This is a genomic window from Catenulispora rubra (genome assembly GCF_015356825.1).
GTDB lineage: Bacteria > Actinomycetota > Actinomycetes > Streptomycetales > Catenulisporaceae > Catenulispora > Catenulispora rubra.
This window is the reverse complement of record NZ_JAACYW010000321.1, coordinates 1-12,578: the sequence shown is the minus strand read 5'-3', so window position 1 is coordinate 12,578 and position 12,578 is coordinate 1. Positions and strand designations below refer to the sequence as shown.

Sequence of the window (12,578 nt, the reverse complement as noted above, 5' to 3'; positions counted from 1 at the left end):
CACCCGTAACCCGCCACGGCTGCCAGCACGCAAATTGCGGCCTCACACCGGGTGCTTGAAAGACGCCCAAGGACAGGTCACCGCCGCCCTCTACACCATGCATGCCCAAGGCGTCGCCGCCCTGCTGTCCTACCTGTTCAAAACGCCCTGACCGCCAAGGCAGCACCCGCACGACCACACCCAAGCCTCATCCACGCGCAGCAACCGGCATGAGGCCAACCGTGTATCCAAGCCGATCAGCCCACGCGATCAGAAACAACGCAACGGGAACCTGAAACCCGTCCTCCCACCGCTGCAACGATGACCTGCCGACCCCCACAATCCGGCCCAGATCCGTCTGCGAGATATCCCGCTCCTGCCGCCTGGGCTTCAGCGGCGCCGTCAGCCGCCGTACCTCATGCTCGGCCAACGATTCCCCAGGGCCCAACGACACCGGCGCAAGCACCGTACCGACTTCCAACTCGATGAGCACCAAACGGAAACCGACCCCGTACGCCCAGCCAATCAGATGCGGTGTGCTCGGGTGGTCGTAGCAGCACTCCCAACTCTGCACGCTACGAGACGACACCCCCAACAACTCAGCTACCACCTGCTGATCCAGCTCGGCGGCCAGCCTTTCAGCCAGCAACCGTCGCTGAATCGCGACCAACCGCCGCCGTACCGCCGGACTCGCCTGCACAACCATCACTCACCCAGCCTCTATTTTGAGTATCGATATTGGCGAAACTCGTCTTGCCCGCCAGCGGGTTCGGCCGCGGGGCCAAGAACGGGCCCCGCGGCCGAACACCCGCCGCTGTGGTCACAAAAGCTCGCGGGGGCGCTTACGCCACCGAGCAGTCGCCACGGCTGTTTCCCAGCCACAGCCCGGGTTTCTCGGCTACGTGCCGAAGCTCAATCGAAAAATCCAAACGCTGGGCCCAGGCGATCATCACAATCGGCTGGCAAGACCCGTCTTCTTCCCACCGCTGAACCGAACCTCGGCTAGCCCCAAGCAAACGCGCAAAGTCTGTCTGCGAGAGACGGCGATCCTTCCGCCTGTTCCACAGCGGAACCACCAGACGACGCGTCTCATGAAGCACGAACGACTCGTCATTCTTCAACACCACCGACATCCGCAACTCCGGGTCGTAGTCCTCATCCGTAAGAGCCAAGCGATGCCCGAACGCATACCCCCAACTGATCAGATGCGGCTGACTCGGACTGTCGCGACACTTCTCCCAATCACGCAAAGTACGACCAGCCACACCAAGCAACTTCGCGGTGTCCATCTGACTCACACCGAGATTCCGACGAAACTCGTACAGCTGCCGCTGCATATCAGACAGCCGCCGTTTCGCCGCCGCCGCCCCCCTCAGCTTCAAACCCAACCTCCAAACACAGGACACAACGAACTCACCAGCAGAACCGGCAGGCGAGGCAAAGCACGCCCCGCCGGCCGAACCCGCCACTTATCAACGCACCATTCACTCAACTTGCCGCTGCGCCGCCTCACGTTCTGCCCGCCAAGCCGCAACCTCGTTGACACCCGGTATCAACTCCCGCCTGACCGGCTCATCCGCGATCACCTCCCACACCGGCACACACACCACCCAGCGACGCTCGTCCTCCTCCTCGTCGTCTGTGTCGAGATCACCCCGCTCGACGTCTGTCACGTCCTGTTGCCTCCGCACTCCTCGCGACCAGTTACGACCGCCAGGCACCAGGGCATGTCAGAACACCCCGATACCATTGGCACGGGGTAACTCCCCGCCGGACCGCCCCGCCTGCCAGGGTTACGGGCGGTCCGGCTTGCTACGTACGGCGGGGACCAGGGCCGGGGGCAGACCGGACGGATCACGGTCCTTGCCCCAGTCCCCACCACGGCCACGCACGACAGACCGAGGACAAAACCTCGCGGGCTCCGCCTGTCGCACACAGCCGCCTCGCGGGTGAAGCCGTGTGCTGGTACGGCCCCTCAACTCACCCGCAAGCACCATCCCCCGCACTACGGCGGCACGGGGAACACCTCCGTGGCATCCACATCCACACGGGTCAGATCTGCCGCCACCACCCACCGCCGTGGTTCCTCACCAGCGGGAGTCGCGACCAGCGCGAGCGGCACACAGCACAACGAACCCAGATCCGGCGCATCCTCCGGGATCTCACAGGCCCGATGCGTCGGCAACTCCACGACGCTCAACACCAGCTCATCCCCAACCCGCACCACATCGCCCGGCTCGTACCTCTCAACCATGGCGCACCGCCAACAGGGCAAGCTCAGCCACCGCGCCGGCGCCCGTGAGCACATCCGCCTCGTCCAGCCACTCCACCAGCATGTAGACGCCGAGCTCGGGATTCAGAACCAGCCTGGCGCGCCGTGGACGAGTCCGCAGCACCTCCGACCACGCCAACTCCGCAAGCGACAAACCCTCAGGCAGCCCCTGCCCGATCGAGACCAGCACCGCATCCAGCGCCGCCAACTCCCGCCGGATACCCGCAGACGGGACGATCACGAACATCCCAACCCCGGGCTCCTCCACGAACTGCACGTTCACATGGGCCGCGCCATCAGGGGTCTCAATCACCGCATACGTCACCGGCTCCGAGGACTCTGAGGACTCCACCGGCCCAGCAGGACGGCGCTTGGGCAGCCTCATCAGGCACCGCCCTTGAACACGATCAGCAGTCCCACCGCATTGGCGGTCAACGAGGCCAGCGCCACCGTCACCAGCAGCAGCACCCGCGTACGACCACGCGGCTCATCCCACACGGCCGGACGTGCGTAGAACACGCCCGTCGTGTCGTTCTCCTGCATCGTCACCACACCACCCCCGATGTGCGCGGGGCATCGTCACCGCGCCAGACCTGCATGAACGACGGTTCCGTCATGTACATCGACGGATACAGCGACCCGGACCAGAACACCCACCAAAGTGAGGGGTCTCCACTGTCGCCGCCGGTCGTCTGCCAGCTCACCAACCGTTGCCACGTGGCACCGACCAGCACCAGCGAACCAAGCTCAATCTCGGACAGGCACGCCGGACCGGACTCCAGCAACATGTTCACGACCGCACCCCCTCAGCAGGGTCCGGGAACGTCGGCCGGGTACGACACCACGCAACCCACACCCCGGTCGGGAATTTGGACGCGCTCGGCGCCTTCCCAGCCGAAGGCTTCTCGTGGAAGAGCACCGAGTACTCCCGAGTCACCGCCCGGTCCACGACCGGACGCCAAGCACCGGGGTTCATCGACTCCTCCAGCGGAGCCACCCACGCCCCCACCGGCACCGCAGACGCATACCGAACATCAGCACCAGGAGGAGCGCTGGCCGGAAGCCCAGGCCTCGCCATCCTCTGCATCACCATCACCCTCCGTCGCAGCCACGCTCAATGACTGAATCGAGGATCTATCGCGAAGGGCATCGCAAATACCCCCATCAGGGGGCACCCTCGCGGGGGTACCCTGATCTACGCTTAGTCAGAGGTCACAAACCCTTGGTAGCGACGGCAGGGGGCCCGATGCACAGGAACGAGCGCGATCACTCGATCCCAGCAGCGCTCATTGAGCGACCCGAGTTCATCGCCGCATGCCAAAGGCACGACATCAGCACAGTCTTCGCACTCGCCGAGAGGTACGGGCTCAGCCGCTCCGCGATCTCCCGCCAGACCGAGATCAAGACCGATCACGTCCGCGAGATCATCAACGGCCGACGCGCGGTCGAAAGCTTCGCCGTCTATGAACGCATCGCAGACGGGCTCCGCATCCCCGGAACCATGCTCGGACTGTCACCGAGATCATGGGAGCCGGTAGCGGCCACCTCGGAAGTAGCAGACACTTGGAATGTGACGGAACTAGTCAGGCGGGCCGAACTGTCAGACGTTGGCCCGTCCACCATCGAGGCGCTGCAAGCTGAGACTTACCAGCTCTGCCGTCAGTACCCGTATATGCCCGCAGACATGTTGTGTCTCCAGTCTCGTGGTCGTCTTCGCTACGTCATCGACCTGCTACAAGGCCGTACTAGGCTCCGGGAACACCGAGATCTTCTAGTCGTTGCCGGCCAGCTGGCTCTGCTTACGGGCTGCCTCGAATATGACCAAGGTCTGTCATTTGACGCTGAGGCAACCCGTAGTGCCGCATATCAGTTGGGTCGAGAAGCCGATGACGCGGAAATAGTGGCATGGTCTCATGAAATGAGTGCGTGGTTCGCCATGACTCAAGGACGCTATGAGGACGCGGTCACCTTTGCCCGCCGTGGCCAGCATGCTGACACAAGTCACGGCGTAGCCGTCCAGCTCGCGGCGCAGGAAGCGAAGGGCTTAGCGCGCATGGGCGACCGCGATGGCGTACGAGCTGCACTCGACAGAGGGCGCCGCCTGCTCGACAGCATGGATAAGCCACTTCACCCTGATCATCACTTTCACGTCGATCCCGACAAATGGGATCTATACGCGATGGAGGCCTACCGACTGCTCGGGGATGACGCGTTGGCAGCCGACCATGCGCGACAGGTCATCCATCTAGGCACAGGCCCAGACGGAATTGACCGGTTCCCAATGCGCATGTCCGAGGCCCGGCTCACGCTCGGGTTCGTAGCAGCCCGTGCGGGAGACTTGGAACACGCCATCGATCTTGGCATCTCATCCATGGCCAATGCTCGCAAGTCGCTTCCAACGCTTCTCCCCGTCGCCGACGAACTGTCGTACATGGTCACCGATCAGCATCCAGGCGAAGAACGCGTCAAGCAGTTCCGCGAACATCTCACCCGCTTGCACAACTCCAGCCGACTCGCCATCACTCAATAAGCCAGCACCGACAGGGCAGGATATGCAGTGTTTGACGGATCGCGGTTTGCGCGCTGCTGGCAGTTTCGGCAGGGGCATCCACCGGGGATGCTTTGGCTTACGCTAAACAAATGGCTACAAACCCTTGGTAGCGACGGCAGGGGGCCCGATGCACAGGAACGAGCGCGATCACTCGATCCCAGCAGCGCTCATTGAGCGACCCGAGTTCATCGCCGCATGCCAAAGGCACGACATCAGCACAGTCTTCGCACTCGCCGAGAGGTACGGGCTCAGCCGCTCCGCGATCTCCCGCCAGACCGAGATCAAGACCGATCACGTCCGCGAGATCATCAACGGCCGACGCGCGGTCGAAAGCTTCGCCGTCTATGAACGCATCGCAGACGGGCTCCGCATCCCCGGAACCATGCTCGGACTGTCACCGAGATCATGGGAGACAGTGGCGGTCGACCAGCAGGGCAGCCATGAAGACGAACTTCAGCCGTGGCAACTTGCAGACGCGCTTACGCGATCGTCAGTCAGTCCGATTGCGCTCGACCAGATGGAGCGAGCTGCCATGAAGCTTGCGGGTATGTACCCATCGACGCCACCAGAACAACTCATGCCACAGGTTCTCGGTCTGTCGGGCAGGGTTCACGAGGTTCTATCACTGCCGTCCTCATTGATCGTCAAGCGCCGTAGTGTCCAAGTGGCAGGGATCCTTGCCGGCCTTGCCGGGCATATCTATCTTGACCTGGGCGATCGTGATCGATCAGCGAGTTTCTACGAAGTAGGGCGTGTCGCCGGTGAGGAAGCCGAAGATGACGGACTTATTGCATGGGCTCTTACTATGCAGAGCATCGGCCAGTTCTTCGAAGGCGACCCTGCCGCAGCTGTCGAATATCTAGAAGAGGCAGCTCGACTAACCGAGGGCGGTACCAATCGGCGTCGCCATGCTTGGGTATCCGCACAGTTGGCCAGAGCCTACGCTACGGACGGTGATTCGAACGCCGCTTTGCAGGCCCTAGAACAGGCTTCGTCAAGTTTTGAAGGTGCTGATGAAGCAGGGGGAATCGACTTCTTTGATGAAGCTCGATTGAGCGGAATTGCGGGCACATGTAATTTGCTCATTGGGCAGCCTGCCGCCGCAAGCGAGATTCTGGCTGATGCACTGAACCACCGAGCCGTAGAGGATCAAAAGGGCCGGTCCTTGCTGACCTTCGACCTCGCGTCTTGCCTCATTGACACGGGCGAGATTGAGGAAGCCTGCAACATGGCCAGCACGGCTCTCAATGTGGCCTCTGGTTCGATAGTCCAACCGATTGCCATTCGAGCTCGTGCGCTGCGGCAGGAACTTCAGCCGTGGAGCGAACTAGGATCAGTCCAAGCATTCGGAGAGCACCTGCGGGCGCAGCTCTCGTCAACTGCGGCACTGGAGGGTTGATCGTTGCGTTGGCACAGCCACGGACGCCGGGCTGTCTACGAGAGTGACTGGGTCAACGTCTGGCTGGAAGACGTCGAGATCCCCGGTATCGGTCGTATTGAACACCACGTGTTGACGATGCCGCGTCCATCGACGACAGCTGTTGTGACCGACGCGGAGGGCCGCATCTTGCTCATGTGGCGGCATCGGTTCATTACAGATGAGTGGGGTTGGGAAGTGCCTGCCGGATGGGCAGATCCTGGAGAAGCGCCGGCCGACGCTATCCGGCGCGAGATCGAGGAGGAGACAGGTTGGCGTGCCAGTAGAGTCTCTGAGCTGATGAGCTATAACGCGCTGAGCGGGCTGTCAACGATGAGGTTCACCGCTTACCACGCAATCGAATGCACGTACGTGGGACCGCCCTCCGATCCGAGTGAATCAACGCGTATCGAGTGGTTCATGCCAGAGGAGGTCGCGAAGTTGATCGCGAATGGTCAAGTTCCCGACGGCCCGTCTCTGACAGCCCTATCTTTCTATCTCGCCGTGGGCCCGCGATCACCGGCGTAGCCATATTGCCGCCGCTCCGTGGGTGCCCGTGCCCGACGCCGGGGGCGCTGCGACGTACCTCACCGACAAGCTCGCGAACCTGACCGACGAGCAGCGTTGCGTGATCATCTCGCTGCGAGCTCTACGTTGCAGAAAGCCATCGGCGTCGTGGAATCGGCACCATGGTCATGCAAGCGCTGTTCGATGTCGCGGCTAAGCACAGATGCAGCCGTGTCGAGTGGCACGCCGACGATGACAACCCCGATGCCATGCGGTTTTACGCAGGTCTTGGGTCCGAACCAGACCCGTCGAAGCACTTCTACCGAGCGAGCGGTGACCGGCTCGCGAGAAAGTTCACAGGCTGAGTTAAAGCGCTCCACAGGTACGCTGGCGGTTCGCGCTTGGGTTTCCTGGTCATCGATGTTGCCGCCGCTACGGTGGCGCCTTCTCCAGACGTCAAGGGCGCTGCGCTAGCCCTTGCCCTCCTCCGAAGACACCCCCTCCGCTCTTGAGCGCGTGGTCACCGGAACAGGCCGATACCTCGCGTCTGCCTGCTCACAGGCGAAGTACTGAAAGGACGCCTACGGCGGCAGCCTCCCGGACGAGTTCGCTGAACCTCAACCCGCGCCGCCGACCGGAAGCTGAGCTACCCACGAGCCAAAGAGACGCCTCCGGCGGGCCCTCCCTCAGAGATGCCCGCGACGATCGCGAGCGTTGAGAGAGTGGTCGCGCAGCGGTTTTGGTCATCTCCTCGGTCGGTCCCCACGAGGGTTGCCGGACGCTGTCCCCATCGTCAAGGAGAGCGCTTGACAATGGGGACACCGCCCGGCAAGGCACAGCCTGCCCGACCGAGGAGATGACCAAAACCTAGGGCAGAGTGCTGCGGTACGAACCAGGCCAGGAACACCCGGTCCCGCTCCACCGAGATACCCGAGTGCGTGAGGCACCCTCGAAGCGCTTCAGCCCCGCACAGGGACCGGCCAAAATGGCGGCTCACCCCAGGAGCCTTAACGCACGGTCCGCCCCTGGTCGCTGGCCCATTTGTTGCAGGTCTATAACGTATGTAGCCACGTGGCTAGCGACATCCCGTTCCACTTCGCGCTGGCCGACGCCTTCACGGTCTGCGACGCGTACCACTGCTCGCTGATGACCTCGACCGACCCGAACCGGTACTACCTGTGGACCGGCTTCACGGGCAACGACGGCAAGGGCGGCGGCCCGGTCCTGAACAACGCCGAGGCCGGCTACGACTGGACCACCTACCCCGAGCGGCTGCAGGCGGCCGGCGTCTCCTGGAAGATCTACCAGGACATCGGCACCGGTCTGGACGCCAAGGGCTCCTGGGGCTGGACCAACGACGCCTACATCGGCAACTACGGCGACACCTCGGTGCTGTACTTCCACCAGTACCAGAACGCCAAGGCCGGCGAGCCGCTGTACGAGAACGCCCGCACCGGCACCAACGCCGCGGCCGGGCAGAGCTACTTCGACGTGCTGGCCCAGGACGTGAAGAACGGCACGCTGCCGCAGGTCTCCTGGATCACCGCGCCGGAGGCGTTCAGCGAGCACCCGAACTGGCCGGTGAACTACGGCGCCTGGTACCTCTCGCAGGTCCTGGACATCCTGTCCTCCGACGAGGACCTGTGGAGCAAGACCGCGCTGTTCATCATGTACGACGAGAACGACGGCTTCTTCGACCACGTGGTCCCGCCGTTCGTGCCCGGCGGCCCGGTCGGCGGCGCCTCGAAGGTGGACACCTCGACCGAGTACTACTCGGCCGGCAACGGCTACGACGAGGGCTCATACGGCCTGGGTCTGCGGGTGCCGATGTTCGTGGTCTCGCCGTGGAGCAAGGGCGGCTGGGTCGACTCCGAGACCTTCGACCACACCTCGGTGATCCGCTTCCTGGAGAAGCGCTTCGGCGTGCACGAGCCCAACATCTCGCCCTGGCGCCGCGCCGTCTGCGGCGACCTGACCAGCGCCTTCGACTTCGGGCTGCGCGAGACCGAGGTCCCGGAGCTGCCGAGCACCGCCTCCTACGTGCCGCCGGACCACGCCCGGCACAACAGCTACCCCGTGACCCTGCCGGCGAGCACGGCGCTGCCGAAGCAGGAGGCCGGCCGGCGCCCCGCCCGCCCGTTGCCGTACGACCTGGCGGCGGACGGCCGGATCACGGGCGGGGCGCTGCGGATCGCCTTCGCCAGCCACGGCCCGGCCGGGGCGGCGTTCGTGGTCACCTCGACCACGGACAAGACCGGCCCGTGGAGTTACACGGTCGGCGCGCGGCAGGGAATCGACGGCTCCTGGAAGCTCGCCGGCGCGTACGATTACGACGTGCGCGGCGCCAACGGCTTCCTGCGCGAGTTCAAGGGCGACGCCGCCAAGGCCGGGCTCGAGGTCGTCGCGGAGCACGTCGGCACCGGCCGCAACCTGAAGCTGACGCTGACCAACAACGGCCGCTCCGACGTCACGGTGACCATCACCGACTCCTACGGCTGCGACGAGCGGGCCACGCACCGGATCCACGCGGGCAAGCACGTGACGCACGTCGTGAACGCCGGCGAGTCCGACGGCTGGTACGACGCCACGGTCACCTCCGACCACGACGCGGCGTACGTGCGGCGCTTCGCCGGCCACGTCGAGAACGGCCGGCCCAGCGCTAGCGATCCGGCGATCATCACCGGCTGACGAGCTGGCTGAGCACACCGAACGCCCCGGGAGATTCTTCCGGGGCGTTTACTTATCTCTTATTGATCGAGGGCTTACCGGGCCCCGGCGACCATCGAGTCATGAAGTCGAGAATCGCTTCGGCCCTGGCCATCCTGGCCATCCTGGCCTGCGTGGGCGCCCTGGCCGCGTGCTCGGGCAAAGGCTCGACCGGCACGGGCGGCACCGCCCCGGCCGGCGCGGGCGTGACAGCCACCACCACCACCGCTCCCGGCGCGCCGGGAGCCTCCAGCGGGAGCAGTGTCGGCCGCACTGACTCGCAAGGGGTGGCAGGCGACCCGGATGGCGACGTGTCATCGCTCGACCAACAGCTGTCGGACATCAACGGCGCGCTGAGCTCGGCCGAGCCGACTCAGACCGCCGGTGACAACTAGGAGATCTCCATGTCTTTCCGTACCCGTCTGAGTGCGGCCGCAGTCGGCGCTCTCATCGCTGTCGGCGCCGTCGCGCTGCCCGCCAACGCCGCCACCGCTTCGTCGGCCGACAGCCCCGCCGCCCTGACCAAGGCGAAGACCACGGTCACCGACGGCATCACCGACCGCCTGACCACCCTCGGCAAGCTCCAGACGGCGCTGGCCGGGTACAAGGACGTGCCGGACACCACCCGCAGCACGCTCACCCAGCTCGTCTCCTCCGATGTCAGCGGCCTGACGGCGCTGAAGACGAAGGTGGCCGGCGAGACCACGGTGGCCGGGGTCCGCGCGGACGGCAAGGCGATGATCGACGACTACCGCGTCTACGTCCTGGTGGCGCCGAAGGTCCACCTCACGCACGTGCTGGACGTCGAGACCACCGCGCTGGCCCGCCTGGTGAAGGTGCACGACGCGCTGGCCGACCGGCTGGCGAAGGACCCGGCTGCGGACACCACTGCGAACAAGGACCTGCTCGCCGACATGACCACCGTGATCCAGGCGGCCGACGCCCGGATCGACGGTAAGGACGCCGCGCTGCTGGCGCTCACGCCCGGCCCGGACGGCAAGGCCCTGACCGCGTCGGTCAAGGACGTCAGCGGCGCCGCCAAGGACGCCCGCGACGACATCAAGAAGGCCGTGACGGACGCCAAGACCGTCCGCGCCGCGCTGAAGAACGCCCCGAAGGCCGCCAACGGCTGACGGTGCCGCCCGCAAGGCTGACAGTGCCTTGTGGGAGTCTCTGCGCCTTGTGGGAGTCTCTGCGGTGAGCCGGGTCGGGACGCCCGGCACGCCGTGCGAGTGAGAAGTGAACGGCGGTGCGCGACAACTGAATCAGTGAACTGAGCACCCGGTCGCCGGACCTCCGGCCGGCGGAAGCGGTGTCAGGGCATGGAAAAGAGCACGGAAAAGAGCACGGAAAAGAGCATGGAAAAGGCCCCGCGGTACGCGTCCCGCGGGGCCTTTCATGCTGTGCGAATCACTCCGACGAGCGACACCGGGCTTTCGTCCGATCGAGGGACGGGGCAGATTTGTGCAGATCGGTACAGATCAGTCCCCGTCGTCGCCGGCCGGAGCGTGCCGGAGTTGACTCCGGCACGCGTCGTCGAGCAGGAGCGCGGACTTAGAGGCCCAGGCCGCCCTTGCCCAGGATGCCCGAGGAGCCGATCAGGCCGCCCGCGCCGGCACCCGCGCCGTTGTTCTGCGAGCCGGCGCCGTTGCCGGTGGCGTGCGAGCTGCTGCTGTCGCCCGCGCCGACCGAGCCGTGGCTGTTGTTGCCGGCCTGCGACGAACCCTGGTTCGAGGTGCAGGAGTTGTCGTAGGTGTCGGTGGTGATGTTGCCGTTGCTGAGCACGTTCAGGTTCGCGTGCTCCAGCAGGTGGTTCAGGCTCACGCCGACCGGCACGACGCCGACCAGGCCCTGCGCGGTCAGGTCCGGCACGGTGTGGTCCGCCAGGCAGCCCAGGTTCGGGGCGACGTTGACGTTGTTCAGCGCGTTGACCGGGATCAGGCCGCCCTGGCCGACGTTGTTGTCGCCGGCCTTGTGGTGCTCGCTGCCGCCGTTCCAGGCGTCGTCGGCCGCCGCGGAGGCGATGCCGGCCATGCCCACGACACCCGCGCTGGCCAGCGCGGCGATAACGGTGGCGTGCTTCAGAAATGCCATGTTGATCGTTCTTCCTTGTCGATGTGGATCGATGGTGACCTGACGGGCGATTCTGATGCCCGCCACCTTGTTGCTTTGAACCATACTGCCATTCGCGAAGAATCGTATATCAAGTCGGGAGGCGCGCGGCCCAAGACACTGACGAGTGATTGATTGGACGTCATTCTTCGTACTTTCCACGATGGCTGAGCGCGGCATATAAGCAGGTCAGACAAGCTTTCGGCATCTCACTGGTGGTGCAGATCAATGCTGTCGAAGGGTGGTCGGCCGACGATATTCCGTCTTTGTTGACCCGTTGGGGGGCCTGTGCCGGGACCGCCGGCCGGCGGATTCCTGTGACTAACGACTCGCCTGACAAAATGCATTGGCCGAGACCGGGTGGAAGGTGGAAGGAATTGCGGCGTTCAGAAGGTGGCCTGAACGCCCGCGACGGACACGTTGCGCAGGATCTCGAAACCTGGTCCCGCCGCGCCCGCGTCCTGGCACGGTCTGGCAGGCGTCGTCCCGGGACCCAGCGGGTCGTCAATCGAGATCGGCGCGACACACAGATCGCTGAGAACGTGGACGCCGCCTGTGGTGCCGGGGTGCCGGCAGGCGTCGCCTGGATTCGGGAAGGGGTCGGAGACCAGCGGTCCGGACCAGTGCAGCGGGGCGACACACCAGTTGTTGGCGAACTCCAGCGCGTTCTCGACGGCCAGGACGCCCGGTGTGGGGGCGGCCTTCGGAGCCGTCGGAGGTGTCGGAGTCGTCAGTGGTGCGGTCGTCGCCGCGGCGGTGCCGGCCGAGGCCAGGACGCCACCGAGCGTGGCCGCGGCCGTGGCCGCCGCCGTCAGGATTGCCCGGGAACGCAACGTGGTACTCCCTTGACTTCGAAGCACGGGCCCGGCGGTTCGTGCCGGGCCCGCGGCGGTCGGCTAGAGCAGCCCGCCGAGCGCGCTGCCGATGATCGGCAGGCCCGCGGTGGCGTTGCCGGCGGCCGGAGCCGTCTGGGCGGCGGCAGCCTGGTCGGCGGCCCAGCCGTGCTCCTCACCCGGGGGGCAGGGGTTCGGGAC

General features: G+C 65.2%; 14 protein-coding genes and 1 pseudogene. 7 read left to right on the top strand and 8 right to left on the bottom strand.

The genetic code is table 11. The annotated features are described in order from the left end of the window. Positions 1-187 precede the first annotated feature (187 nt). From GWK61_RS46485 to GWK61_RS46460, 6 genes are all read right to left on the bottom strand, one after another. Positions 188-685 (bottom strand): helix-turn-helix domain-containing protein, encoded by a 498-nt coding sequence (locus GWK61_RS46485; RefSeq protein ID WP_228564076.1) that lies wholly within the window; start codon positions 683-685, stop codon positions 188-190. A 136-nt stretch (positions 686-821) separates the two neighbouring features. Next, positions 822-1,361, bottom strand: coding sequence for a helix-turn-helix domain-containing protein (locus GWK61_RS46480; RefSeq protein ID WP_194919297.1), 540 nt, complete (start codon positions 1,359-1,361; stop codon positions 822-824). A 102-nt stretch (positions 1,362-1,463) separates the two neighbouring features. Beyond that, the gene (locus GWK61_RS46475; RefSeq protein ID WP_194919296.1) at positions 1,464-1,652 is read right to left on the bottom strand and encodes a hypothetical protein; all 189 of its coding nucleotides are present in this window, start codon (positions 1,650-1,652) and stop codon (positions 1,464-1,466) included. 573 nt (positions 1,653-2,225) lie between these two features. Then, positions 2,226-2,636, bottom strand: coding sequence for a hypothetical protein (locus GWK61_RS46470; RefSeq protein WP_194919294.1), 411 nt, complete (start codon positions 2,634-2,636; stop codon positions 2,226-2,228). After that, positions 2,636-2,800, bottom strand: coding sequence for a hypothetical protein (locus GWK61_RS46465; protein WP_194919292.1), 165 nt, complete (start codon positions 2,798-2,800; stop codon positions 2,636-2,638). Before GWK61_RS46465 ends, GWK61_RS46470 begins: the two co-directional genes overlap by 1 nt. Beyond that, the gene (locus GWK61_RS46460) at positions 2,797-3,045 is read right to left on the bottom strand and encodes a hypothetical protein (RefSeq protein ID WP_194919290.1); all 249 of its coding nucleotides are present in this window, start codon (positions 3,043-3,045) and stop codon (positions 2,797-2,799) included. Before GWK61_RS46460 ends, GWK61_RS46465 begins: the two co-directional genes overlap by 4 nt. A gap of 452 nt (positions 3,046-3,497) precedes the next feature. On the opposite strand from GWK61_RS46460, the gene GWK61_RS46455 reads away from it, so the two are divergent. The 7 genes and pseudogenes from GWK61_RS46455 (at position 3,498) to GWK61_RS46425 (ending at position 10,565) form a co-directional block, all read left to right on the top strand. After that, complete coding sequence (locus GWK61_RS46455; RefSeq protein ID WP_194919289.1) at positions 3,498-4,781, top strand: NsdA family TPR-like regulatory protein; 1,284 nt, start codon at positions 3,498-3,500, stop codon at positions 4,779-4,781. Between the two features lie 148 nt (positions 4,782-4,929). Then, complete coding sequence (locus tag GWK61_RS46450; protein WP_194919287.1) at positions 4,930-6,201, top strand: tetratricopeptide repeat protein; 1,272 nt, start codon at positions 4,930-4,932, stop codon at positions 6,199-6,201. Between the two features lie 117 nt (positions 6,202-6,318). Then, a complete protein-coding gene (locus GWK61_RS61150) occupies positions 6,319-6,747 on the top strand; it encodes an NUDIX hydrolase (protein ID WP_369125665.1) in 429 nt (142 codons plus the stop codon). A gap of 128 nt (positions 6,748-6,875) precedes the next feature. After that, a pseudogene (locus GWK61_RS61145) lies at positions 6,876-7,091 on the top strand (GNAT family N-acetyltransferase); the annotation flags it as partial. Positions 7,092-7,797: 706 nt separating this feature from the next. Continuing rightward, positions 7,798-9,414 (top strand): phosphocholine-specific phospholipase C, encoded by a 1,617-nt coding sequence (locus GWK61_RS46435; protein WP_323748066.1) that lies wholly within the window; start codon positions 7,798-7,800, stop codon positions 9,412-9,414. Positions 9,415-9,515: 101 nt separating this feature from the next. Further along, the gene (locus GWK61_RS46430; RefSeq protein ID WP_194919283.1) at positions 9,516-9,827 is read left to right on the top strand and encodes a hypothetical protein; all 312 of its coding nucleotides are present in this window, start codon (positions 9,516-9,518) and stop codon (positions 9,825-9,827) included. Positions 9,828-9,836: 9 nt separating this feature from the next. Further along, complete coding sequence (locus GWK61_RS46425) at positions 9,837-10,565, top strand: hypothetical protein (protein WP_194919281.1); 729 nt, start codon at positions 9,837-9,839, stop codon at positions 10,563-10,565. A gap of 421 nt (positions 10,566-10,986) precedes the next feature. On the opposite strand, the gene GWK61_RS46420 is transcribed toward GWK61_RS46425, so the two are convergent. Together GWK61_RS46420 and GWK61_RS46415 are read right to left on the bottom strand one after the other, a co-directional pair. Continuing rightward, positions 10,987-11,526, bottom strand: a complete 540-nt coding sequence (locus GWK61_RS46420; protein WP_194919278.1) for a hypothetical protein — start codon at positions 11,524-11,526, stop codon at positions 10,987-10,989. A 404-nt stretch (positions 11,527-11,930) separates the two neighbouring features. Further along, the gene (locus GWK61_RS46415; RefSeq protein ID WP_194919277.1) at positions 11,931-12,377 is read right to left on the bottom strand and encodes a hypothetical protein; all 447 of its coding nucleotides are present in this window, start codon (positions 12,375-12,377) and stop codon (positions 11,931-11,933) included. Positions 12,378-12,578 lie beyond the last annotated feature (201 nt).